22 protein-coding genes are annotated in these 25,310 nt (G+C 53.8%); 8 read left to right on the forward strand and 14 right to left on the reverse strand.

Annotated elements, in window-relative coordinates:
* Positions 1–121 precede the first annotated feature (121 nt).
* The 5 genes from VLX68_07320 to VLX68_07340 form a co-directional block, all read right to left on the reverse strand.
* Entirely contained in the window at positions 122–853 is a 732-nt protein-coding gene (locus tag VLX68_07320) for a hypothetical protein (GenBank protein HUI92039.1), read from the reverse strand.
* A 202-nt stretch (positions 854–1,055) separates the two neighbouring features.
* Positions 1,056–1,559 carry a GNAT family N-acetyltransferase gene (locus VLX68_07325; protein ID HUI92040.1) on the reverse strand — a complete coding sequence of 168 codons (504 nt, stop codon included), beginning with the start codon at positions 1,557–1,559 and terminating at the stop codon, positions 1,056–1,058.
* A gap of 18 nt (positions 1,560–1,577) precedes the next feature.
* Positions 1,578–2,057 carry a hypothetical protein gene (locus VLX68_07330; GenBank protein HUI92041.1) on the reverse strand — a complete coding sequence of 160 codons (480 nt, stop codon included), beginning with the start codon at positions 2,055–2,057 and terminating at the stop codon, positions 1,578–1,580.
* 9 nt (positions 2,058–2,066) lie between these two features.
* On the reverse strand, positions 2,067–2,555 hold the full coding sequence (locus tag VLX68_07335; GenBank protein ID HUI92042.1) for a DUF3592 domain-containing protein: 489 nt from the start codon (positions 2,553–2,555) through the stop codon (positions 2,067–2,069).
* A gap of 78 nt (positions 2,556–2,633) precedes the next feature.
* Positions 2,634–2,942, reverse strand: coding sequence for a nitrous oxide-stimulated promoter family protein (locus tag VLX68_07340; protein ID HUI92043.1), 309 nt, complete (start codon positions 2,940–2,942; stop codon positions 2,634–2,636).
* A 177-nt stretch (positions 2,943–3,119) separates the two neighbouring features.
* Between VLX68_07340 and VLX68_07345 the strand changes: the two genes are divergently transcribed.
* Positions 3,120–3,476, forward strand: a complete 357-nt coding sequence (locus VLX68_07345) for a GlpM family protein (protein HUI92044.1) — start codon at positions 3,120–3,122, stop codon at positions 3,474–3,476.
* Between the two features lie 69 nt (positions 3,477–3,545).
* On the opposite strand, the gene VLX68_07350 is transcribed toward VLX68_07345, so the two are convergent.
* The gene (locus VLX68_07350) at positions 3,546–5,960 is read right to left on the reverse strand and encodes a glycoside hydrolase family 3 N-terminal domain-containing protein (GenBank protein HUI92045.1); all 2,415 of its coding nucleotides are present in this window, start codon (positions 5,958–5,960) and stop codon (positions 3,546–3,548) included.
* 306 nt (positions 5,961–6,266) lie between these two features.
* Between VLX68_07350 and VLX68_07355 the strand changes: the two genes are divergently transcribed.
* Both VLX68_07355 and VLX68_07360 read left to right on the forward strand, forming a co-directional pair.
* Positions 6,267–7,010: a polysaccharide deacetylase family protein gene (locus tag VLX68_07355; GenBank protein ID HUI92046.1), complete on the forward strand. Its 744-nt coding sequence runs from the start codon at positions 6,267–6,269 to the stop codon at positions 7,008–7,010.
* 102 nt (positions 7,011–7,112) lie between these two features.
* Positions 7,113–7,934, forward strand: a complete 822-nt coding sequence (locus tag VLX68_07360) for a hypothetical protein (protein ID HUI92047.1) — start codon at positions 7,113–7,115, stop codon at positions 7,932–7,934.
* Positions 7,935–8,013: 79 nt separating this feature from the next.
* On the opposite strand, the gene VLX68_07365 is transcribed toward VLX68_07360, so the two are convergent.
* Positions 8,014–8,358, reverse strand: coding sequence for a hypothetical protein (locus VLX68_07365; protein HUI92048.1), 345 nt, complete (start codon positions 8,356–8,358; stop codon positions 8,014–8,016).
* A gap of 267 nt (positions 8,359–8,625) precedes the next feature.
* On the reverse strand, positions 8,626–9,360 hold the full coding sequence (locus VLX68_07370; protein HUI92049.1) for a class I SAM-dependent methyltransferase: 735 nt from the start codon (positions 9,358–9,360) through the stop codon (positions 8,626–8,628).
* A gap of 195 nt (positions 9,361–9,555) precedes the next feature.
* On the opposite strand from VLX68_07370, the gene VLX68_07375 reads away from it, so the two are divergent.
* Positions 9,556–10,326, forward strand: a complete 771-nt coding sequence (locus VLX68_07375) for an exodeoxyribonuclease III (GenBank protein HUI92050.1) — start codon at positions 9,556–9,558, stop codon at positions 10,324–10,326.
* Between the two features lie 70 nt (positions 10,327–10,396).
* On the opposite strand, the gene VLX68_07380 is transcribed toward VLX68_07375, so the two are convergent.
* From VLX68_07380 to VLX68_07405, 6 genes are all read right to left on the reverse strand, one after another.
* Positions 10,397–11,806, reverse strand: coding sequence for a hypothetical protein (locus VLX68_07380; protein ID HUI92051.1), 1,410 nt, complete (start codon positions 11,804–11,806; stop codon positions 10,397–10,399).
* A 208-nt stretch (positions 11,807–12,014) separates the two neighbouring features.
* The gene (locus VLX68_07385) at positions 12,015–14,402 is read right to left on the reverse strand and encodes a glycoside hydrolase family 3 C-terminal domain-containing protein (protein ID HUI92052.1); all 2,388 of its coding nucleotides are present in this window, start codon (positions 14,400–14,402) and stop codon (positions 12,015–12,017) included.
* Between the two features lie 12 nt (positions 14,403–14,414).
* On the reverse strand, positions 14,415–14,774 hold the full coding sequence (locus VLX68_07390; GenBank protein ID HUI92053.1) for a T9SS type A sorting domain-containing protein: 360 nt from the start codon (positions 14,772–14,774) through the stop codon (positions 14,415–14,417).
* 372 nt (positions 14,775–15,146) lie between these two features.
* Positions 15,147–16,262, reverse strand: coding sequence for a 23S rRNA (cytidine(2498)-2'-O)-methyltransferase RlmM (gene rlmM, locus VLX68_07395; protein ID HUI92054.1), 1,116 nt, complete (start codon positions 16,260–16,262; stop codon positions 15,147–15,149).
* A gap of 146 nt (positions 16,263–16,408) precedes the next feature.
* Positions 16,409–18,394 (reverse strand): NAD-dependent DNA ligase LigA, encoded by a 1,986-nt coding sequence (ligA, locus tag VLX68_07400; protein ID HUI92055.1) that lies wholly within the window; start codon positions 18,392–18,394, stop codon positions 16,409–16,411.
* A 44-nt stretch (positions 18,395–18,438) separates the two neighbouring features.
* Positions 18,439–19,443 (reverse strand): ROK family protein, encoded by a 1,005-nt coding sequence (locus VLX68_07405; GenBank protein ID HUI92056.1) that lies wholly within the window; start codon positions 19,441–19,443, stop codon positions 18,439–18,441.
* Between the two features lie 275 nt (positions 19,444–19,718).
* On the opposite strand from VLX68_07405, the gene VLX68_07410 reads away from it, so the two are divergent.
* The 4 genes from VLX68_07410 to katG all read left to right on the forward strand — a co-directional run bounded on the left by VLX68_07410 (position 19,719) and on the right by katG (position 24,971).
* Positions 19,719–21,362 carry a nucleotide sugar dehydrogenase gene (locus VLX68_07410; protein HUI92057.1) on the forward strand — a complete coding sequence of 548 codons (1,644 nt, stop codon included), beginning with the start codon at positions 19,719–19,721 and terminating at the stop codon, positions 21,360–21,362.
* A gap of 389 nt (positions 21,363–21,751) precedes the next feature.
* Complete coding sequence (locus VLX68_07415; protein HUI92058.1) at positions 21,752–22,165, forward strand: transcriptional repressor; 414 nt, start codon at positions 21,752–21,754, stop codon at positions 22,163–22,165.
* Positions 22,166–22,741: a rubrerythrin family protein gene (locus VLX68_07420; GenBank protein HUI92059.1), complete on the forward strand. Its 576-nt coding sequence runs from the start codon at positions 22,166–22,168 to the stop codon at positions 22,739–22,741.
* Positions 22,742–22,775: 34 nt separating this feature from the next.
* On the forward strand, positions 22,776–24,971 hold the full coding sequence (katG, locus tag VLX68_07425) for a catalase/peroxidase HPI (GenBank protein HUI92060.1): 2,196 nt from the start codon (positions 22,776–22,778) through the stop codon (positions 24,969–24,971).
* The last annotated feature ends 339 nt before the right edge of the window (positions 24,972–25,310 follow it).

Below are 25,310 nucleotides of genomic sequence, written 5' to 3' on the forward strand. Positions count from 1 at the left end.
TAGCCCACCTTGCGGGACTGAGTCAAGGTCAATTACGCTCCGTGTGCGCCTGTGTTAAAAAAAGCGGAAGGTACTCTGCCTTCCGCTTGTCCCCGGCCGGGAAAATACCAAACAGCGATCTTTATTGCTCGTCAACTTGTATCGTGACCACCGTGGACTTGTTGGTGGTCTTGTTCGTGATGGTGAGCGTCGCACCGCCGTTGCCGGTGAAATCGACGTCATAGGTGCGGTGCGGGAAATCCACCGCCACGGTGCCGCTGCGCGGGAACTGCCATTTTCCGTCTGTAAAGGCGCGCGTCACGTTGGTGATGGTGCCCGTCGCCACCTGGTCGCCGTCGTAGGTCCCGGTGATGGTGCCGTTCTTCACGTGTGTGGTGTCGGGCGTGAGGTTGATCACGGAATTCATCACCACCCTGATGTCAAGCTCGGTGCCGCCCTTGGTGTTCGTCACGTTACGGACATGGCTTATGGTCTTGCAGGTCGCCAGCGACGGAAACTGGAGCGATGCGCCGGTGGCGTCCTTGAAAATCACCGTGTCGACGCGCACGCGCTGGTAACCGTCTGAGCCGACCACCGTCGCGGTGCGGATGTACCCGCCGATGGTTGCGTCCCAGTGGTACGGGTTGATGGTCAGGTCGTAATACACTGTGTCGGCCGTTGCCGCGGTCTTGGCAAGTCCCTTGCCGAGGATCATGCCGCTCGAGTTCGAGCTCATGTTCGCCACTTCCTGCGAAGCCATGCGCGCGAACTCGTCGCTCAGCGAATTGTTCAGGCCGCACCCAGGAATCAAGAGCCCCGTACTCGCGATAAGGGCACACAGACAGACGCTGAGAGCGGTGGATGATTTTTTCATAAAACCTCCTTTGGATTGTTGGTTGCTGAATGATGAGACGGTTTTCAGGCGATCGTTGCTTCCCCTATTATACCATGAAATCAGTATTTTTTCATCAGGATTACTTCCTGAAAAAGAGAGACGGGTGTTGTACCGGATTGATCGTGGGGCGATGCACGCACGGGGGAAAAGAATCGTCGAAGAGGCCGGAATAATAAGATCTCTACGCTCGCCCGGTTTCGATCCATTGTTTGTCAGCCAATACCACCGATGTCTCTATTTGACGGTCCGGAATCGTCCAGTATTTTCTCAACAGTCTGTTTTTCGTTTCCTCATCAACGGGCGTGAACCCGTGTTTTTGGTAAAATGAGATAGCCCATGTCGCGGCCTTCCATGTTCCCATGAGCACGGGCCTGCCGGTCTTTTTTACGAGAAACGCCAGTAATTTTCCGCCGATCCCCTTCCTCTGGAACCGCGTGAGCACGTACGCGTGCCGGATGAGCGTGACGTCCTTCACGTCCTGGATTCCCATCACGCCGGCGAGCGTTCCGTTTTCAGAACAGCCGTAAAACTCCACGCCCCTGCCGATTTCCAATTTCAGGTGTTCGCGGGACATGTACGGATCATGCCAGCAGTCTTCGGGAATGGCGCCTTTGTACGCCCAGGCCGCGTCGTTGATAATGCGGAACATTGCGTCGAAATCAGCGGGGGTGCACGGGATGATCATGGGCCGGAATAAAGTCGGTTATTTGTTCACCATCGCGTTGAAATTCGCGATGATCTTTGCCGCGGTATCCTCGGGCCGCATGGTCTTGGTGGCGGAAGCCACCGCGCTCACGTCTTCCCTCCGGGGATTCCATTGCTCACCGTAAATGTCGCAGATGAGAAGGCTCGACTGCTGGCCGATGCCCTCCTGCGACCGGACGAATTTTTCTGCCGTCTCGGTAAGCTTTGCGGCGGCGACCGCGTTGAACAGGATCACCGCCCGGTAATTGCGGCGCTCCCGGTCGTTGAGCGTCCTGATGCTGATGATGGTCACCCCGTAGCCCCGGGCCGTGAGGCTGTCCTTGACAATTGCGGAAACGGCCTTTTCCATGTAGCTTTTACCCATGGCGATGAGCACTTGTTTGGGGAGCGTGTCCGGTTTCAAGGAATCGGTCTGCGCAAGGCAGGCGCCGCAGCATACCGCCGCGATAAATGCGGATAAGCGAAAAACCCGATTCATGTATCCTCCCTACTTTGATGCGCCCTTTTTGCCCGCCGGCTGTTTCTGGGACGGCACCGGCGCCGGGCCACCCTTGGCCATCCGGAGCGCGGCAAGGATCGCCCCGACGGCGCCGAGCGCGGCGATGAGCGAACTGAAGAAGATGCTTGAGTTTGATTTTTTGAAAAACCAGGCGTGCCCCGGATGCTTTTCATAATAATACACGGTGACGTACTGGGAGCTGTACCCGGCGCCCGGCATAGCGACTCTTTTCGTATACTCTTTGCCGTCCACCGTGTAACGTACTACGTCGTATTCCCGGTCTATGGTCTGCTTCCGCGACGCGAACTCTTTTTTCGTAAAGGTATCGACAATTTTCCCTGATGTCATTTTGACGGTCTTGTTCAGGTTCGCAAACGCCACGATACCCGCGCCGCCCGCAAGCATGACAACGAGGGAAATGATCAGGAGCCATAAGGCAACGGATGACTTTTTTACCGGCTGTTCCGGCTGTTTCATGGGGTGTCCTTCCGTGAAAAAGTGTGTTGGTAAAAATAAATGCCGCCATTGCAGGCGCAGGTGAACAAAAACGGTCTGTTAAAACATGAGATGGCGGATGGCGAGCACCGGATGACGCAGCAACATGCGCGGCCCGCTGTACTGCATCACCCTGCGGATCAGGTCGCGGTATTCCGGTTTGTAGCAATGCGCAGGGCATTTTCTGCAGGCGGTTTTTTTCTCGCCGTACTTGCACCGGTCGAGGCGTTCAAGGGCGTATGCCGCAAGAGCATTGCATTGATTGCAAAGGTTCGATGTTGACACATGATGATGACCTCTACAGAACATGCGTATCATGACCTTGATGGTTTTGGTTTCCCGAATGATCTTTGATTTCCTTTTTTCCATGATCATTTGTTCCCGATCGGCCTGTTATGGCAGAGAAAATACATGGCTGACTGATATGATAAAAAACAAGCGCAACAAGAGCCACGGCGCATTTGCGCTTTCAATCCGTCGGTAATGGAATTTATTTTGAAAAGTCATTTCACGCCCCTCTCACCTTTTCGATGAACGGGTATCCTTATGAAATTTTCAGAACTCGCGGTCCGTTTTATCGCGGGCGGATCGCTCGTGGTCGCCGTCTCTCTGTTTGCAAAAGCGAAAAATCCCGTGCTCGCCGGCCTTTTCATGCTCTTCCCGGTTATCACCCTGGTAGGATTTTATTTCATCGGCTCGGCCGCCGATAGCGCCGGCCTCAGGAAAATCGCCCTGTTTTCCATGGCCGCGCTGCCCGCGACGCTTGTTTTTCTGGCGTCTTTCTATGTGCTGATCGGTTCGATGGCGCTGAGGCCGTGTTTGCTCTTGTCAACACTCGCCTGGTGTGCGGCGGCGGCGGTGGTGCTGCTCATCAACCATTTCATTCTCCGGATCGGATTTTAAAAGATAAAAAGCAAAAGGACCCGGAAATCCGGGTCCTTTTTGGGTCCGCAGGAAATCATACTGCCGCCGTCACTCCCGCAGCGAATCCACGCTCACCTGGGTGTACAGCCCGTCTTCCGCGTGCAGCGTGTCTCCTTCGTAATTCAACCCGAAGCCGAACGGCCATTGCGGCACTTTGGTGCCGTACGCCGCCTTTCCATTGTAGGGATATCCCCAGTTGATCGGCTCCTGGCTTAGGTTGGCGGGCCAGGTGTAGGAAAGCTTGCCGGTGAAATCATTCTTGCCGTAGATGAGGTCGGCAAGGCCCTCGCCCTCCGATCCCGGCCACATCGCGATGATGATCGCGTCACACTTGCTGATCACGCTCGAAAAATCGACGGGCCGTCCGCTCACGACCACCAGCACGACCTTCTTCGCCCCGGTAACGGCATTGACAGGCGAGACATCAATATTGATATCCGGGAAAGCGGTTTCGGCGTAGGGGTTTTCTCCGATGGCGACGATGGCAATATCCGCGCCGCTTCCGTTGCCGGAAAGCGTCACGTTGTTGCCGCCGACCTGCTGCAATCCCTGATAAAATGAGGTGCCGCCCGGCACGCTCACATGGCTCTGCCAGGAGAGCGTCCATCCGCCGCATTGCAGACCGACGTCGTTCATGAACGCCCCGACGCACGCGATTTTCGAAGAAACTGTGGCCGGGAGGGCGCCGTTGTTCTTGACAAGGACGCAGGATTTCCGCACCGCCTCGCGGCCGATGTCCCGGTGATCGGCGCAGCCGATGAGGGTGGCCATCCGGTCGTCAATCGGTTTGTTGTAGAATCCCCAATCGCCGAACATCCACATCTTGGGCGTGAGCACGCCCTTGATGCCCTGGTCTCCCCGCACCGAGGTGGGAGTGCTTGTGAAAAAGGTCTTGGCGTTACCTAGACATCCAGCGGCGTTGTCGCTCGGCATGGCGACGTCAAGCCCGTATTGGAAGTTGCTGAATTGAGTTCCCCAGTCGCCGTTGACAAACCCCTGGAAATGCTGCTCCCCCCTGAGCCAGTCGATGTTCATTGCCGAATTCTGGGAGCAGGTCGTGCCCATCCACGATCCGAACTGATCCATGATCGAAATGGCACACACCTTGAAGCATTCCTCATAGGTAAGCAGATGGATGTATTTGAGCTGTTCATAGGTAACATGTTCGTACGACGTGTCGCAGGGACCGGCCATGGTTCCGTTGGTGCTTCCGCCGTCTCCGCAAAAATGCTTGCAGCATACGCCGACCGCGTTCGGATGTCCCAGGTCGCCCGTTGACAGACCGAGCACCGCCGACTTTGCGATTGCCGCCGCCAGATCCGGATTTTCGCTGTAGCCTTCGTACAACCTGCCGTAGCGGTCGTCGCGGCACACGGCCACGCAGGGAGCGAGCATCCAGTCCTCGCCGGTGCCCCGTATTTCGCAGCCGACCATTCTATATGCCTTTTCAACGAATTGCGGGTCCCACGTGCAGCCCATGGCGCAGTTGTGCGGGAGAATGACCGCGGTTTCGACCGCGCTTGCTCCATGAACGTTGTCGACCCCGCAGAGAATAGGAATGTGCAGCCTGGTCGCCCTTATCCCGGCATTAAGGGCCTTTGTAAATGTCGTCCAATTGCTGATGCTGTGACCGCCCGGGCCGTCATCCCCGCCGGCAAAAGCGAATCCGCAGAGATTCTGTGCGTAATAGGCCGCGTTTGCGTTATCAAAATTAGGCTCGTTAATGGCACCGGCTTTTTCGGCGGGGGTCATCAGGGCGAAAACTGAGTCGACCTTTTTGGCAACGTCCATTTTCACGATCTTGACCGTGCCGACGGGGTCGGTGTAGCTCGCGATGGGGACAATTGCAGAATAATACCCGGTCTTACCCACCCTGAGCGTGTCGATGAACGCGGCGATTTTGCCGAGCCGGTTTGCCATGGCAGGTCCTGAAGAGAAACCGGCTCGCACGGAACCGGCGCGGAATTGGTTCATGATTTTCACGCATTCGGATTTTCCGTTAACCGTAACTTTTGCCAGATACATGGCATAGGCCCAGTTTTTCGTTGAGCTTGCGAAAGGCGAAAAGGCAAAAAAGCCGGTATTATCCATGATCTTGTTAAGGACAATGCCAAGGCTGCGGCCTTGCATGTCGAACAGTTCGACCGTCGCACCGTCTCCCCGTGAAACATGGAATAAAAGCTCTTTTCCCCGCACCATCAACTGGAGCCCGCTCGCGGCGTTCGAAGACAAGGCCGGATTCCTCACCCCGACGGGCCCGCCAAACGATCCGTCGTTTAGGCTGTAGGACCAAGTAAAGCGCTTGTCAAGAGTAACGTATGAGATGTAGGCGTTCCGCACGGGCTTGCCGCTTGAGTCAACAACAATACCCGTGTTGGTGACATAGCCGCGCGGGACATCGGCTTGAGCGGTTAAGAAAAACGTTAACACCAATGCAAGACTGAAAAACGACAGATGCTTCATCCAGTCCCCCTTTTTTAAGATGAAAACTACCTGTTATACCGTTTGTAATCTATCTCAATCACAATTATCATATAGGAAGGAAGGCTATTAAACGAATAATATACAATTAGAATAGTAACAAAATTGGGATTTTTTTAGTTATTGAAAACAGGGCTATTTTATACTTATTGACAATACCGTCGCCGGCCTGAACGGAATATAAATAAACGGTGTGCGAGTAAACGGGTGGTGGGAATTTATTTTAATTATTTGACGTTCGATTGTTTATAACCGCATTCTTGATGTGGAAAAGATTACACCTGACTTATGAAACCATATTTTTTTGTCATTTTATCCAGTTTCCTGGCGGCGTGGGACGGAGCAAATCCGTCGGGGGATACCCTGGATGCACCAAAAAACGTGGTTGCCCTGACTTTCGACGACGGCCCCTCCGCCCTTTACACGCCGCAGATCCTCGACATCCTCAAAAAAAACGGCGTGCGCGCCACGTTCTTTGTCATAGGAGAAAACGTGGAAAAATATCCGTTCCTTGTAAAAAGGGAAGTTGACGAAGGACATTGCGTGGGCAACCACACCTGGTCGCATCCGTTAAACGCGCCGCTTGAATCGCGGAAAACCCTGGATGGGCAGATCCTCCGCACCGATTCCGCGGTCTTCAAAGCCGCGGGGGTGCACACGCGTCTGCTGCGGCCGCCGCACGGATGGGAGTCGCCGTGGATGGTCAGAAACGCCGAGTCATTGGGGTATGACGTGGTCACCTGGACCGTCAATCCCGGCGATTGGAAGCATCCCGCAGCGAACGTGATCATAAAACGGGTCGAGCGGGCGAACGGAAAAAGCGCCATCGTATTGCTCCACGACGGATTGGAATTGAAACCCGACCCCCACCAGGAAAACACCCTCAAGGCGCTTCAGGAAATCATCGATGATTTCAGGTCCACCGGCTACGCCTTCGTAACCATAGAGCAAATGATTGACAATGAGGATTTTTTAAAAGCGCATCGCGATCTGCTTACGGCCATCAAAAGGCCGCGGGCGGGGTACCGATAAGCCCTGCGCCGGGATGCGGCCTGTAACAACCGCAGGACGGATGCTGTCTAATTTGTTCGTATTTTCCCTTAACCTCTTTTCCTTCTATGGCATGGGATCACCATGAAAATTTTATTTCCGGTTGTTTCCGCGCTTCTTTTTATGCTTTTGTCAACATGCAATCCGCCCGTTGTTGTTGAAAGCAAATGGGCCCCGTCCCCTCCGCCCTTTGACGGAAACCCCGCGCCGTGGAAGGATGTCATGCAGTACCCCGACGATCCTCAATTCGGGATCGGCGTCAGGAATGACGGTACTTTTTTATACCTCGACATGACTTCGTGGAAACGCGACGTCAACACGCAGATCCTGCGCTTCGGATTCACCACCTGGTTCACCAGCCCGTCTAAAAAGGGGAAACGGTTCGGTATTCATTTTCCGCTCGGCATGAAAAACGCTCCGCCGCTGCACTCGACCGCGGAGAGGGCGCGCGATCCGCAGGCAATGAGGGAAAGGATGGAGCAGACGCTCCAGGAAATGGAACTGCTCGGGCCGGGAAAAGAAGACAGCATTCCGGTAAAAACAGGCGTTGCCGAATCCTTCGGCATTATCGTCCGTTTATTCCCGTCGGATGAAAACCTTGTTTACCAAATAAAAGTTCCCCTCAGGTCAGACTCCCTATGCAAATATGCCGTCGATATCGGAAACGACACACTGCTGAACGTGACTTTCGAGTCATCCGTGCCCGATATCGACCCGCACGGCCAGGGTGAAAGCGGCTCTGAAATGCAGCCCACGGGCGGCGGCGGCATGCACGGTGAAGGGAGCGGCGGGGGTATGCACGGCGGCGGACATGGACACGGCGGCTACTCCGGAACTTCCGCGGAAGCAATGCCGTCCGCGTTCACCGCCAGTTTTTCCATTGGCCTGTCAAGGAATCCAAAGTAACCAATCAACCCGCATTTCGGAAAAAAAAACAGCGCCTTTTTTAAAGGGCGCTGCAGGAAAAAGACCTTAATTGCACCTGTCATTTTGGTCCCTGAGCCTCGGGCTTTTCCGCAGGCGCCGGGAACTGCTGGCCCCGTTCCGGAGGGATGAATCTCTTACCCATCCAATGCTGAGGAACGCTCCCCATCATGGGTGGACGCCCCTGCATGCCCATTCCCCCCGTGAAATGCCGGCCGTGAAAATGCCTCATTGCAACCGGAGAAAAGAGAACAACCCCTGCAATGACAAACAGGATTATTGACAGGATCCGTCCGAATGACGAAATGCTTTTCGGCGTGGTTGCCTGGGCTGAGCTCCACAGGGCAAAGTATCCGAAAAACACCAATGCCGAAGCCGCAATCAAAGGAAAAATAATCAGCATCATTTTTCACCTCCCTCCACAGTTTTTTAAAAGCTCTTCGCGAATATTTCTTCATGCACGTGGGACACATTTCCAAAAATGCGCCCACTGCAAAATCTCATGATTCTTAACTATGGTTTGACACTTACAATGGGATAAACGTTACCGGTTTTTTACGAATCCTGAAGGAAAAGCTATAGCGTCGGTCAAGGTACCGGCGGCGGTGCAAGGCAAAAAGGGCTCGACGAATCCGGGGGCGCACGTCTTAGATGATAAGCGGTTATGGCCGCCTTACCATTTACGGACAAGAAACGTCCGGATCGTCTCCCCTTCGCCGCTGATCACCGCTGCCGCGCGCACCGAAAGCACCTCCTCGACACCGGGGACGCAGAATGGCGGTTTGTCAAGCACAACCGCCGACCGCTCGTGCACCCTCGTGTCGAACCCGTGCGGTTTGTCCCGGTTCGGCCGCAGGCGCACGGTATCGGCGGGAAAATGCTCGGTCACCAAGGTGTACTCGTATACCCGCAGTCTTTGGACGATGGAGGCGATCTCCGCGTTGGAAAGATGCTGCAGCACCTGCCTCACGAGACAGAGCTGGCCCGGCGGCAGATCGTCATCGATGATGTTGCGGCATTCAAACGAAACGTTGCGCAAATACGCGTATTTTTTCCGGTTCGCCTCGATTACTTTTTCCACAATATCAACGGCAATCCACGAGCCGCCGGCCCGAGCGATCCGGGCGCCAACCCTGAAATCGCCGCAGCCGAGGTCGACAATGCCGGCAATGCGGTTCTTCGCGATAAACGACCCCACGAACACGCAGTACGGCCCGGTGACCGCGTCGTCTGAACCGGTGCCTGAATAAGGGTCCGGCCCTCCCCCCCATTCGCGGTTATCATAGATCCTGGCAAAAACCTGCTTCGCGGACAGCGAGGTGTTTTCCTTTCTTCTTGTGTTGATGAGCCGTGCGAGCGCCCGCTTTGCGCGCCACTGTCTCATCCACGCCGGGGCGTATGAGGCCACAAAGGATCTTATTTTCTGTATTTGTACCTGCATTATCGTCACCCACTGAACGGTTCATGTGGAACAACATGCCTTCCCCATACGAAAATAGCTGGTATCAAAGCGCGTGGCAACGGCTGCCGTTAAATATCCAAGTAAAAAATGTGGCCTTTGCGCTTTTGCGCAGCGTATCTTAATGGCAGGAGAACAACCATAATGAGAATACTCAGCTGGAACGTCAACGGAATCCGGGCGGTCGCGAAAAAAGGCATGCTCGACCGGCTCGTGAAGGACGGGGCGGACATCATTTGCCTGCAGGAAACAAAGGTGTTCGACCCGCAGGAACTCGACGAGTCCATCCTGTCGCCGCAAGGATATTCTTCGCATTGGAACTCGGCGCAGGACAAAAAAGGATACAGCGGGGTCGCCGTCTATACCAAGCGGCAGCCCAAGAAGATTGAAAAGGGCTTCGGCGTCAAGAAGTTCGACACCGAAGGCCGCACGCTCGTGGCGCATTACGACGGCTTCACGCTCCTCAATATCTACTTTCCCAACGGCAAGCAGAATGAAGAGCGCCTGAAATATAAAATGGACTTTTACGACGCGTTCCTTGCCTTCTGCGACGGCCTGAGGAAAAAGAAAATCCCGCTTATCATGTGCGGGGACTACAATACCGCGCACAAGGAGATCGACCTGGCGCGGCCCAAGGAGAACGCGGGGGTCTCGGGCTTTCTCCCCGAAGAACGCGCGTGGATCGACAAGTATTTAACACACGGATACATCGACACGCTCAGGATGTTCCACCAAGAGCCCGGACTGTACACGTGGTGGGACCTCAAAAGCGGCGCCCGCGCGAGGAACGTGGGCTGGCGCATCGATTATTTCTTCGTGAGCGACGATATCAAGGGCAGGGTGAAGGACGGATTCATCCTAAAGGACGTGATGGGATCCGACCATTGTCCGATAGGAATTGACATCTCGCGATAAAAAAAGGGCGCCATATTTTCGACAGCGCCCCTTCTTGCTCTCAACTTCCAACTTTCAACTTCAACCTTTTTTAGAACATCCAGCTTGTCTTGAGAATCCACCACCAGTCATTCGCGGTTACCAGAAGCTCGTTCCAGTACTCGTAGCTGTATGCCGCGCACGGAAGCGTCATGTGGTCGCGGCCGATTTGGCCCGTAATCGCGAAATGGCCGTCGAAAAAGCTCTTCTTCGCATATACCGACCATTTAATCTGGCTCTTGACCGGCGCGTTAGGATCCGTGAGCTGTACCTGTACGCTGTACGGAAGTGGCTCACTTCCCTTGCCGAACTGGTTTGACGCGTCGTTGTAATATTTCGCGCCGAACCATTCGATCTCGCCGTCGAGCGCATCAAGGACCTTGAAGGTCGGGAAATAAAACCCGATTGCGATAGGCATTTTTTCCTGCCACTTGTTATATGAAGGCGCTACCAGTGTAAGCGTTGGACTGCCCTGGGGTAGGCCGGAATCGGGATAATTTTCAACGCCGATCAGGTCGGCTTCGGCATACAGTTTTAGGTCATTTTCGCCGAAGATCTTGGAGTGGAAAAACGCCTTGGGATCAATAGTAATACGGCCCATGACTTTGGTGCCCTTAAACGTGTACCACAGGGTGTCACCATTTTGAATGTACTGCGCGTTGTAATTCCCGCTTTTGGGCTGTGTCGGGTCACCTGTACCTGATCCGAAATAACGATCGGTATAAACATCAAAAAGGTGCTCAAAATCAACGCCCGCCCCAATATTGATGAAATGAAGCGCAGCAATATCGTAATTGGCAAGTGCGGCAAGAGCCCAGTTCATGGTGGGCCATACCGTGGCGCTGGTGAGCAATAGATCGATTTTAAGGCTCTTGAAAAAATTGTCCTGCACGTGAAATCCCAGGAGCCGCTGCCATGGTGTGTCGAAACCCATATTGAACCATATAGGATACGTTCCCGTGCGGAACATGTATTCACCGAGGTTGACAACTTCCGGATTGTATTTGAATTTAAAATAGCCTACCTGTGCGAGGAAGAGCGGCATGGCCGCGTCTCCCAAATGATATTGAGCGTATGCCTGATCGAAATAAATGTCCTGCCTGAGGTACTTTGTGTATTGATCGTGACCGAGGAAAACAGGATATGAGAAATAAAGTTTTGCTCCGAGGCTGAATTCCATCTTGAGCCGATCTTTGTAAATCGCGGTAAATCCGCCTTCAAGGTCCGCATCCTCGGTCCAAACATGATCGATCCCGTAATTGCCGTTATTCGTTGCGATATCATCATTCTTCAGACTGCCCTGCTCGATCTCACCCGCCTCCATGTGAGCGTATGCGTGCGGAATGAGGCTGAGTCCCTCGGGAAGAACAACTTTCCCGCCCTTGTCACTGCTCTGATCCTGCGCAAAAGAAAAAACCGCTGCCAACAAAAGTACACACAACATTGAATTGGTTTTTGACATTCCTTCCTCCCCTCATTGTTTATTATGGTTCACTTTATATCTTGCGGATGAGCGTCGTTTCCTTTTCGTCATCCCTCATTGCCGAGCAAATAAAAAAATAGGATATTCCATGACGACGCAAAAGTCAATTTTTGCCGTTATAAATTCTAGTTGGAAATACAGAGTCCGGCGGGCGGGCGGCCCGCCGGACCCGATTGAGAGATTTGTATTATTGCACCGTAAAACTGCCGCTCATCGTCGGCTGCAAATCAACCTGTGACGACGTTCCAACGCGCACGCCGTAGGTTCCCGGATTGATCTGCCAGGTCCCCGTGCCGTTGTAATCCGCGCCGTTGGGATTGAACACCCGCATGTCTTCTGGAGCCAGAATGAAATCTACGGTCTGGCTTGCACCTGAAGCGAGCGTCTGCGTCGGATCCAGCGGTACCTTCTGGAATCCCCTCAGATCCTGAACGTGTACCGGCAGGCCGGCGGCGGCAGGCATTGACAAATACAACTCGGCCGTCTCCTTTCCCGCCACGTCGCCCGTATTCTTCACGGTGACCCTAACATGAACCCGGTCTCCCGCGGAGATGGTCGTCGGGAAAACCTGCAGGTTGGAATACTCAAAGGTCGTGTAGCTCAGGCCATGGCCGAAGTGGAACAGCGGCGTCCATTTGTTTTTATCCATCCTGAAATACCCGTGCGCCGTGTCCGACGCAGGATAGTTCAGCTCGATGTTGTTCACCAGATTGAAGTTGGGCAGCTGTGTAGCATCCACGGGGAACGTAACGGGCAGTTTGCCGCTCGGATTGTAATTGCCGAACAGCACGTCAGCGATACAGTAACCCTGTTCCTGTCCCGGATAAAATGCGAAAACAATTGCCGGCGCGGTTGACCAGTATCCGGCGCTCGCTGCGCTGCCGCCGGTAAACACAACGATTGTTTTAGTGGTGCCGTTTGTGGCGGCAAGGGCAGTCTGCACCGCGGCATCACCGTCACCCGGCTGTACTGCAAGGTTCGGCCTGTCGGCGCCCTCTGTCTCGCCCGTGACCCCGACGAAAACCAAAATATAGTCGGCGGCATTGAGATCCGTCGTAATGGTGGATGCGCCCGGGATTGTCGGGTATCCGCCGGTACCGCCAAGCAACTGAGTAATGCCGGTCTTGGGATCAACACGGAACGCAGGGTTTACTGAACTGCTTCCACCCGGGCCTGTACGGCATGTTGACAGCATTGAGGCGGGACCCGTAAGGGCGATTGTCTTGCCCGTCTTTGGGATGGGCAGTATGTTGCCATCATTTTTGGCAAGCACGATTGCCGCAGTACCTACCTGTCTCGCCACTGCTCTGTGCGTCGTGCCTTTAAAAGTGCTTGTGAATGCCGTGGCATTATAACCGGCAACCAAATCGCCCACCATCTCGTGCTCGTAAATGATCCTGCGAGCATGCATATTGACAAGGCTGTCAGGTTGACCCGAGACCGAACCGAGGTTATAGGTGTCGGGGTTCGGCATATCAATATCGGTGCCATAACGGATCGCCTGCGTAAAGTCCATGTTTGCGCCCCAGTCGGTCATCACCATGAACTTATATCCCCACTCGTTCCGCAGAACATCGGTCATAAGGTATTTGTTCTGGTTGCAATATCCTTGGTTAGCCACGAGATGGTTGACCTGGTTGTAAGCGCCCATGATCCCCCAGCAGCCATCGTTACCCCTCACGATACACGGCTTCCAGTTCATGAGGTAAATCTCGCGCAGAGAGCGCTCGCTCATGTTCGCGCTCAAAGTTCCTCTATTGTTTTCCTTGTTATTGCAGGCATAATGCTTGATTGTTGCCGCAACGCCTTTTGACTGCAGACCCATGCAGTCCTCGCCGGCCATATGGCCGGATTCATAGGGGTCTTCGCCGTAGTATTCGGACGCCCGTCCGCCCTGCGGATGATAGACAAGATCAAGGGCGGGTCCAAGCGAACAGTTTTTGCCGAGCGCTCTGAATTCCTCGCCTTTCGAGGCTCCCTGTATAAAAGCTAGCGCCGTGTCCCATGTGCTGGCCTCGCCTGAACAGCAAGGATATAGCGTTGCCTGCGCGCCGCTCTGCGGCCTCACGCCGTGGGGGCCATCTGACATATAGATCTCGGGAATTGGCCCGGCCCCAAGCCCTTCGAACCCATCGCCGCCTCCGCCCATCAGGGTAGCTTTATTAACCTTGCTCATGGTGGCAATGTAATTCTCCACCGCCTTCTTGGAGGCAGAAGAGTCGGCAACCGCCGTGATCCGTGCGATATATTGCGTGTTAGCCGGGGCGGAACATTGGAAAAAGATTACATGGTTGTCAGGCGCATTGGGGTTTACAATTCGTACCGGTCCCACGTCGCCTGATACCTCGGTAAGCGTCAGCGGAGTACCGCCGCCAGAAGGCAGGATGGAAAGCGTCACGAAAATCGTGTCGTAGCCGCCGGCGGTGAGGGTATATTCCACCTTCCCGGAAAATCCGAGCTGCGTGCCCGCGTCCGGCGGGTGAAGCATTGTGCCCGGCACCGTGACCGAATTAATATCGGCATACAGCGCGCAGGCGGCGATCAAGAGAATTCCACATACTGTTTTTATATTCATGGCTCAGCCTCCTTACTTTACAATGGATATTTTGGTTTTTTCTTCATTCGTTCCGTACCGCATGGCGGCCAGATACACGCCGGTCACGACCCTATGCGACGAAACGCCCCAGCGGACGGCATTGCTTCCCGGTGTAAGGTCAAAGGTCTGGATCCTCGCGCCGAAAAGATTGTAAATGGTGAGTGTTGCGCCACGAACATTTTGAGGAAGGCTGTACTGGATGGTGACGAAACCGTTGTTCACTACCGGCCTGCACAGATGCGCCGTAAGCATGGCGTTTGATTGTGCGGGATTTTTCACCGACTCCGCAGGAAAGCCAAATGGACTGCTGTCCATCTGCCACGTTACAGCACCAGCAATGATGGGTGCCATAAAGGCAATCCCAATAAATAGGTTAAAAATTTTTTTCATCAGACTCTCTCCTTTTTTGAGTTAGTTACATAGACTACATCTTTAATAAGCATTAATCGTTTAACCCCCCCTTTCAAACCCTTTCTGTTAATCTCGTTAATAAAAAAAGATGTAATGTTTCTGAAATTAAACCTTTTCCATATATATAATTTAATTAAAAATGCCGTAGTTTGGCGATATTTATTGATAATAATTGTAATTTTTGGACGACCCGGTTGCATGATTTTCTCCTCCTTCTCCATAGTACACCATGACCGGCCGTCGGTAAAGGATAATCTGCAATGCCAGGAAAAAAATGTTTTCTGGCAGGAAACATTTTACGGAAAATCCCTTTTAAAAATCCACGCACTGCAGGTATGCCGTCACTTCTTCTCTATCATGATAGAGTTGTTTTATCCATATCTCATGACGGCCGCCGCTCCTCTTCAACTCCGCAGTTATAATTTCTCTGCATCGCGTTACCTCTTCAAATCTTTTTTTCATCGGCAGCTTGAGATTAAAAATAACCCGACGGCACCATTTATTTCCGATCCACCGGGCGGCAAGTTTCGCGATGCGCGACGGCTGCTCGACGATATCGCATACCATCCACTCTACCGGATGCTTCGGCGCAAAGGCGAACCCGTCGCCGCGAATGTGCTGCACAAGTCCCGAAGCGAGCACGCGGCCGTCCATGCGGCCGTTGTCCACCGCGGTGACCCGGAGGCCTCGGCTGACCAGCTGCCATGTCCAGCCGCCGGGCGACGCGCCGAGGTCAACGGCGCTCATCCCGGGTTTGAGCAGGCGGGCCATGTCCTCCCTTGACAAAAAAGTACAAAACGCCTCTTCGAGTTTGAGGGTTGACCGGCTGGGCGCTCCGGCGGGGAATTTGAAGCGCGGTATCCCCATGGGCCAGGAAGATGAATTATTTACTGATGAATACCCGACGCGTGCGTGATCCGTTGATGTAAAAAAGATATGGAGCCGAATCGGATCAGCACTGTTTTCCAAAGAATTATCAATAAGAATGTTTTCCTTCTTAAGGGCCGATGCAAATGGCGCCAGCAGTTTCCTGCACAACGGGCTCAATTGTTTCGCGTCATTCGTATCGGCGGTTTCAATAAAAATATCGGAGTATTTCTGGTTTGTCCTTCTGATGACTTCCAGCAACGGATTGATCCTGTTGCCGGCAAATAGCGGTCCGATGAGGTCAGAGGCCGCGATCATCTGGCGGCTGAAAACGAACGAGGAAAACGGGAGGGATTGGAGACAGGTAATTGCCGATGATGCACTGGAGAACCGGAATATCACGTAGCCGCTGTCCTTGGCAGCAATTGCAATCGCTCCAAAACCGAATTTTTTTGATGCGTTTAAAAATTCCTGAGAGCATTCTTGTTCAAAGCCGGAGCGGCAATAAAGCAATATCGAATGAAATATTTGTTGATGAGGATTTTCGGCAGCATCATTCATGCTAAAACACTTTCGGATGAATCGTGCTTTGGTTGAAAGCCTCCCGGCGGGGGAGGTTTGGAGGGCGGACTACAAAAAGCATTTTCCCTACGGGGTCTTAGGGGCAGAGCCCCTACCATATCTTGAATTTTATTTGCATTTATCTCTTATTTTTCCTTCAGCATCCTCACAAATTCCTCTTCAGTCACTATCTTCACGCCCAGCGACTTCGCCTTCTCATATTTTGATCCCGGTTCTCCCCCCGCGACAACGTAATCCGTTTTCTTGCTCACGCTCCCCGAAGCATGTCCGCCGCGCTCCTCGATGAGCCGTTGCGCCTCCTCGCGGGTGAACTTTGCAAGCCCGCCCGTGAGCACAAAGGTCTTTCCCGCAAATGCGGCGTCGGCCTTTGGTTTTTCCATTCCTTTACAATTGACACCGAGCGACCTGAGCCGCTGCACGAGCCTTTGGTTCTGTTCGCGGTCGAAAAAACTGCGCACGCTCTGCGCCACCTGCGGCCCGATGTTCGGCAGCGCCTCGAGCTTTTCGACCGGCATGTCGAACAGGTCCCCGATGTCGCGAACCTCCTGGGCCAGAACGCGCGCGGTCTGGGCGCCCACCATGCGGATGCCGATACCGTGCAGCAGCCGGTCGAGCGTGTTTTTCTTGGATGCTTCGAGCGCGGCGACGATGTTGGCTGCGGATTTTTCTCCCATGCCTTCCAATTCGGCGAGCCGGTCTTTTTCAAGGGTAAAAAGGTCCGCGACGTTTTTAATTTGGCTGGCGTCAAGCAGTTTGGTGATGAGCGCCGGGCCCAGTCCCTCGATATTCATGGCGCCGCGCGAGACAAAGTGAGTGAGCGACGCAAAAAGCTGTGCCGGACAGGAATTGTTGACGCAGCGCAGCGCCACCTCCTCCTTGAGCCGCACGAGCTTTGCCCCGCATGACGGGCAGGACGACGGCTCCTCGTACGGTTTGCTGTGGGACGGCCGCTTTTCCCTGACCACGGCCGTGATCTTCGGGATGATTTCCCCGCCCTTTTCGATGGAAACATAGTCGTTGACGCGCACGTCGAGCCGCCGTATCTCGTCGTAATTGTGAAGCGTGGCGTTGCGGATGGTGGTGCCGGCAAGCAGCACTGGCTCGAGCTTGGCAACCGGCGTCACCACACCGGTCCTGCCCACATTCGGCTCTATTTCTATAAGCCGGGTGATTGCGGTCTCGGGCTGATATTTGTAGGCTATCACCCACCGGGGGCTCTTTGCGGTGTTACCGAGCTGTTCCTGTTGCGCAATGCTATCAACTTTCACGACCACGCCGTCGACGGGGAAATCCAGGTCGTGACGCTTTTTGTTCCATCCTTCCAGAAATTCCACCACTTCGTCGGCCGAAACCAGCCGTTTTGAATGGATGACCACGGGAAACCCGAGCGTTTCGAGAAAGGCAAGGTTCTCCAGGTGGCTTTTTGTATGGGTTTTTGAAAGCAGAAAATACGCCGCGAAGCTGAGGTTGCGGCGCGCGACTTCCCTGGGGTCGAGCAGCTTGAGCGTGCCCGAGGTGGTGTTACGCGGGTTCTGCATGGGTTTTTGGCCGTTTTCAACGAGCGCGTCGTTGAGCCTGCGGAAATCCTCGAAGGTCATGTACACTTCGCCGCGCACCTCGAGGCTTTCCCGAGCGTCAAGCAACAGGGGGACCGACCTCACGGTGCGCACGTTGGCGGTCACGTCGTCGCCGGTGACGCCGTCGCCGCGCGTGACGCCCGATGCCAGCCGTCCCTTTTCGTACACGAGCGACGACGCGACGCCGTCCACCTTGAGCTCGCCCACGAACGAGACCTTCTGGCCGGAAAGAAGCTTCTGCACCCGTTCGATCCACTCGCGCACCTCGGGCTCGGCGTAAGTGTTCTCGATGCTCATCATGGGAACGGAGTGCTTTACCTTGGCGAATTCCCTGGTGAGGTCGCTCGCGACGCGCTGCGTGGGGGAATCAGGCGTTATAAGGCCGGGATGCTGCTGCTCGAGCTTGACAAGTCGCGCATAGAGCTCGTCATATTCCCGGTCTGACACAAGCGATTCGCCGCGGCCGTAATACGCGGCATCGTAAGCGCGGATTTTTTCCCGAAGGTGAGAGAGCGTGGAGGAAACATCGTCCATGGTCACTCCCGGCGCGGGTGCAGCAGCAATCGGACGCCGGGCGGTTATGCCGGCGCCGAATGTTCTGCGGGATTTGCGTCGGTGAAGTCTTCGAACACGAGTCCGGCCGCGCCCAGGACGCCCGCGTTCTCGCCCAACTGCGCGATGGCGAGGTCGCAGCGTTTCCATATTTCGGGCCAGCAGAACATGGGAACGTACCGCGACACGGTGTCGATGATCACCTGTCCCGCCATCATGACCCCGCCGCCGAGGATGATGCGGTCGGGCGACAGCGCGTTGACGATAATGCCCACCGCGCGCGCGAGCTTCTCGCACACCATCTCGTTGACGCGGCACGCGACGGTGTCGTTTTTCTTGACATACTCATACACGATCTTGGAGGTGAGGCTTTGCGGTTTGCGCAGCACCTCGTGGGCGAACGGCGTCTGCTGCCTGGAATCAAGCCCTTCGCACAAGCGTAGCGCCATGTCGACGATGCCGGTGGCCGACGCGTACCGCTCGACGCAGCCCTTTTGACCGCAGTTGCACTGCAGGCCGTTGGTCTCCACGCAGATGTGGCCAAGCTCACCGGCCATGCCGTGCGTGCCCTTGTAAAGCTGGCCGTTCACCACGATGCCGCCGCCGATACCGGTACCGAGCGCGAGGCACACCATGTTCTTGACGCCCCTGCCCGCACCGAAGCGTGATTCGGCGAGCGCGGTGACCGTGACGTCGTTGCTGCCGGTGGCGGGAAGGCCGAACTGTTGCTGGATGGGCTCGTAGATCTGGGTTCCCTTCCATCCCGGCAGGTTTTCGGCACCACCGATAATGGTGCCGTCGCGGTCGACGAATCCGGGCGTGCCGATGCCCACGCCGATGATATGGTCCTTGGCGCCTTCCTTCTGCAGCAATTTATCGATAAGCGTGAGAATGTTCTCGAGAACCTTCTGCCCGCCCTTTTTCGCCTCTGTCGGAACTCGCGTAAGATTGCGGCCTTCCCCATCCTTATTCATCACGATGCCTTTAAGGTTGGTCCCCCCCAGATCAATGCCGATCGCAAACTGCTCCATCCTCTGCCTTTCTATATCCTTTGGCCCACCGCTTGCTGTTTACAACATCATGCCTCCGGCCCTTCCTCCGGAGACATGGAGGTATAAAATAAAACTATGGCACATGGTAAAGAAAGAGCGAAATGGAGCAAATTGATTGTGATTTTTTTCAATTATCTAATTGCAAAATCATCGAACTTCATTTTGAATTGAAGTAAAAAAGATTGTATTTTGAAGAATCCATTTTCTTCAGTAATTCCAATCACCTATCACAAATCACAGGAAAGGGCAATTCAATGGCCGATACCTTCTCTATTAGTCCTGAAGGCGAAAAGTTTCCGATCCCCAAAAAAGAAGACTATTCCGCGGAGTTTGACCGCATTAAAAAACTCGCGGACGCCGAACGTAAAAAAGGAAAGGAAATCGTCGTGGTGGTGGGCGTGGGCTTCGTGGGCGCGGTCATGGCGGCGATCGTCGCCGACACCGTTGACACAAGGGGAAAACCTTCAAAGTTCGTGATCGGCGTGCAGCGTCCGAGCACCAGGAGCTTCTGGAAGATACGGCTGCTCAACCGCGGGCTTTCGCCGGTCAAGGCGGAAGACCCCGAGGTGGACCCCATGATCAAGCGCTGCGTGCTTGACAAGAAAACACTGATCGCCACCTACAACGAGGACGCGCTCTCGCTCGCCGACGTGGTGGTGGTGGACGTGCAGTGCGATTACCTCAAGGAATCGCTGGGCAACCTGGCCACCGGCCGCGCCGACATGGCCGCGCTTGAAAAATCCATGTATACCATTGCCGAGCGCGTGCAGCCAAACGCCCTCGTGCTCATCGAGACCACGGTGGCTCCCGGCACCACCGAGCAGGTGGCGTATCCGATCATGAAAAAGGTTTTCGAGCACCGCGGCATCAAGAGCGAGCCGGTGCTCGCCCACAGCTACGAGCGCGTCATGCCCGGCAAAAATTACGTGGCGAGCATCCGCGATTTCTGGCGCGTGTGCAGCGGCGTCAACAAGGAATCGCGCCGCCGCGTGGTGAAGTTTCTCACCGAGGTGCTCAACACCAAGGCCTTTCCCCTCACCGTGCTTGACAAACCAATAGAGTCCGAAACGGCAAAGATCGTGGAAAACAGCTACCGCGCCACGATCCTCGCCTTCCTCGACGAATGGAGCCTGTTCGCGGAACAGAACGGCGTTGACCTGGTCAAGGTCATCAAGGCGATCAAGGTGCGACCCACGCACAGCAACATCATTTTCCCGGGCCCGGGCATCGGCGGGTACTGCCTGCCCAAGGACGGCGGCCTGGGCATGTGGGCCTACAAGCACATCCTCGGATGGGACGAGAACATCTTCAAGATCACGCCCGCGGCGATCAACATCAACGATACGCGCGCCCTGCGCGTGGGCCAGCTCACACGCGACGCCCTGCGCAACATGGACAAGCCCATCGCGGCGGCGGAGGTGCTGCTGCTCGGCGCATCGTACCGCGAGGACGTGGGCGACACCCGCTACAGCGGCTCGGAGATCATCGTGCGCAAACTCACTGAAATGGGCGCCGAAATGCGCGTGCACGATCCGTACGTGGCGCACTGGTGGGAGTTCGAGTCACAGGACTCTTATCCGTCAACAGGCTACAGCTGGGCGCGCTTCTTCCGCAACCAGGAAAAACTCACCAACCTGTGCGTGTCGAAGGACATGAACGCCTCGCTCAAGGGCGCGGACGCAGTGGTCCTCGCCGTGCGCCACAAGCAGTACCTCGACCTCGACCCGGACACAGTGGTGAAAAAAATCGGAAAGCCCGCCGCCATCATCGACTGTTTCGCCATCCTCGACGACGAAAAAATCCAGCGCTATTTCGAGCTGGGTTGCGAGGTGAAGGGATTGGGACGGGGGCATGTGAACAGAATAAAAAAAGCTGTACTGGCGAAAAAAAGGAAATGAAGATTAAAGATTAAAGATTGCGGGGCGGAAAAAGGTATGGTTCCGCTCCGCTTCCCACATATAAAACCCCCTGAATTCCACACAGGCGTTACCTGATCGGCCATCAGTAAAATCCTGTTAAGACCTGCAGAATATTTGCCGATTTGGTATAGTGCATGAAGGTATGTTGCGTACAATACGCCGTTTTGGTATATTGGGGGAAATGCAACATGCCTGTAGTTGGTTTAAATAAACCGGAACGAATGAATTGATAGGCGGCGGCGGAAGACAAGAAGAATTGAAATGCAGCCCCCTTTAAACCGCGCCACGTCCCGGGGCGAAAAAATATTTGACACGGCCATTACCTCCGAAGCATATTAATAATAATAACGATTACTGATAAGGAACATATGCAGTACCGGCGTAGTCAGCAGAGGGAACGAATCCTTGAAATACTAAAAGGGACAAAATCTCATCCTACCGCGGATTGGATTTATAAAAAGCTGAAAGAGGAAATTCCTGAATTGAGCCTTGGCACCGTGTATCGCAATTTACATATTCTTATTTCGCAAGGTCATATTCAGAAATTGCCTTTTGGCAGCACGTTCGACCGTTTTGAAGCCAAGATTGCTCCACATTACCATCTTGTTTGTGAAAAATGCGGTGCAGTCATTGATTTCGAGATGCCGGAGTATTCTGATATTAATAAAAAGGCCGAACGGCTGAGTTCTTTTAAAATATCCCGACATCGAATAGATTTTTTTGGTCTTTGTGAAAAATGTCAAATTTATCATAAACAAACAACCAAACGAAAGGGGAAGTAAATGGCTTTCATAAAAGGAACTGAAACGGAGAAAAATCTTCTCAAGGCATTTGCCGGTGAATCACAGGCTCGCAATCGTTATACTTATTTCGCTGGTGTGGCGCGCAAAGAAGGATATGTTCAAATCGCCGATGTTTTCGAGGAAACGGCAAATCAGGAGAAAGAGCACGCGAAGAGATTTTTCAGCTTTCTTGAAGGGGGTATGCCGGAAATAATAGCATGCTATCCTGCCGGAGTAATAGGAAAGACAATTGACAATTTAAAAGCATCGGCAAGTGGAGAACATGAAGAATGGACGGATGTATATCCTGCCTTTGCCGCCAAAGCGAAACAAGAAGGCTTTCCGGCAATTGCCGCGCTTTTTGAAAATGTTTCCGTCGCCGAAAAGCAGCATGAAAAGCGTTATCTTGGTTTACTGAAGAATGTCGAGGAAGGAACTGTTTTCAAGAAAGCCCAAAAAGTTGTTTGGCGCTGCCGGAATTGCGGTTATATTCATGAAGGTGAAGAAGCGCCGGGCACCTGTCCAGCCTGTGCACATCCGCAGGCACATTTTGAACTTCTTGCCGAAAACTGGTAATTCTAATTTCATATTATGAAAAGGAGAAAGAATTATGGATAAAGAGATCAAATGCCCGGTGACGGGAGAAACTAGTGCTATTCCGGCTGGCCGCGGCACTTCAAATCGTGACTGGTGGCCAAACCAATTGAATCTTGGCGTTCTTCACCAACACACTGAGCTGTCCAATCCTCTGGGTTCAGACTTCGATTATGCCAAAGAATTCAAGAAACTTGATTTGAAGGCCTTGAAAAAGGACCTTTACAAACTGATGACCGATTCACAGGAATGGTGGCCAGCCGATTGGCGTCATTATGGCGGCCTGATGATCCGCATGGCGTGGCATAGCGCCGGGACCTACCGCACATCGGACGGTCGCGGTGGCGGTGGCACAGGCAATCAGCGGTTCGCACCGCTTAATAGTTGGCCGGATAATGTGAACCTTGACAAGGCACGTCGTCTTCTCTGGCCAGTGAAACGAAAATACGGAAATAAGATTTCATGGGCCGATCTCATGATTCTTGCCGGGAACTGCGCGCTGGAATCGATGGGGTTCAAAACATTCGGGTTTGGCGGCGGCCGTGTTGATATTTGGGAACCAGAAGAGGATATTTACTGGGGCAAGGAAGATACCTGGCTCGGTGATAAACGCTACAGCGGCGACCGTGACCTTGAGAATCCTCTTGCCGCCGTCCAGATGGGACTTATTTACGTTAATCCCGAAGGGCCGAACGGCAACCCAGATCCCGTTGCGTCAGGACGTGACGTGCGCGTGACGTTCGGGCGCATGGGCATGAACGACGAGGAAACGGTTGCTCTCGTTGCCGGTGGACATTCATTCGGAAAAGCGCACGGCGCAGGCGACCCTAAACTTGTCGGCCCAGAACCCGAAGCCGCCCCTATTGAAGAACAGGGTTTGGGTTGGAAAAATTCATTCGGTACCGGAAAGGGAGAACATACGACGAGCAGCGGCATAGAAGGGGCATGGAAACCTAACCCGACAAAATGGGACAACGGTTATTTCGACATGCTCTTCGGGTATGAATGGGAACTGGTCAAAAGTCCTGCCGGGGCCAAACAATGGTATGCAAAAAACGTGAAACCGGAGCACATGATTCCCGACGCGCACAACCCAACTAAAAAGCATCCGCCCATGATGACCACTGCCGACCTGTCTTTACGGTTTGACCCTATTTACGAGCCTATTGCCCGGCGTTTCCATAAAGACCCGGAAGCCTTTGCCGACGCATTCGCCCGTGCTTGGTTCAAATTAACGCATCGCGACATGGGACCGAAAACACGCTATCTTGGACCGGAAGTTCCTCAAGAAGACTTGATCTGGCAGGACCCGATTCCGACTGTTAATCACAAATTGATTACCGCTAAGGATATTGCAGCCCTCAAGGCAAAAATCCTCGCATCCGGCCTTTCTATTTCCGAGCTGGTCTCAATTGCCTGGGCTTCGGCTTCGACTTTCCGCGGTTCAGACAAGCGTGGCGGTGCAAATGGCGCGCGCATCCGTCTTTGCCCCCAAAAGGACTGGGAGGTTAACGAGCCAGCTAAACTCAAAAAGGTCTTGGTCGCTCTTGAGAAAATTCAGGCAGTGTTCAACAGGTCGTCGAAGGGCGGAAAAAAGGTATCGCTTGCCGATCTGATCGTTCTTGGGGGATGTGCCGCCATAGAGAAATCGGCAAAGAAAGCCGGCGTTACGGTGACCGTTCCCTTCAAGCCTGGCCGGATGGATGCATCGCAGGAGCAAACCGATGTGGAATCGTTTGCGTTGCTCGAACCGATTGCAGACGGATTCCGGAACTTTCAGAAAAGGAAATATTCGGTTTCGACGGAGGAGCTTCTTATTGATCGTTCCCAACTGCTGAAATTGACCGCTCCAGAGATGACCGTTCTCTTGGGTGGGCTCCGGGTCTTGAATGTCAACTACAACCAGTCTAAGCACGGTGTTTTTACTAAACGACCCGGTACGCTGACAAACGATTTCTTCGTCAATGTGCTTGACATGGGCACAATTTGGAAGCCGGTGTCGGAACAGGGTGATATATTCGAAGGTCGAGACCGTTCATCTGATGAGCTTAAATGGACGGGTACTCGTGTAGATCTTGTCTTTGGTTCTAATTCACAACTCCGGGCACTCGCGGAAGTCTACGCACAGGACGACTCGAAGGAGAAATTCGTACAGGATTTCGTGGCGGCTTGGAATAAGGTAATGAATGCGGATCGCTTTGACCTTGTGTGATTGCAGTGTAAAAGCTTTGAGAGCGTCTGGATAGCATCAATTTCAAGAATGGAGGAAAGCGGCCTCCGCTCATCCTCCGCTCCGGCGCTGAAGAAATGGGGGATGCAATACAAAAGGCAAAGAACGCCGCCACAGAAAGACATTTACATTATGGCAGCGTTCCGGTTTACTTCCACCAACACACGCATGCCGGGCGGCCAAAGCCTCGCCCCAAATTGCCGCAGTTTACCTAGGTAAAGGCTCGTGTCCGCGCTTCGCTGGCACGAGCCTAAATTATAGGCGGCAACTTCGTCATGCGTGGAACGTTGGTTGGCCATTGCCACCCATCTTCCAACTAGG

The organism is Chitinivibrionales bacterium (genome assembly GCA_035516255.1).
GTDB lineage: Bacteria > Fibrobacterota > Chitinivibrionia > Chitinivibrionales > FEN-1185 > FEN-1185.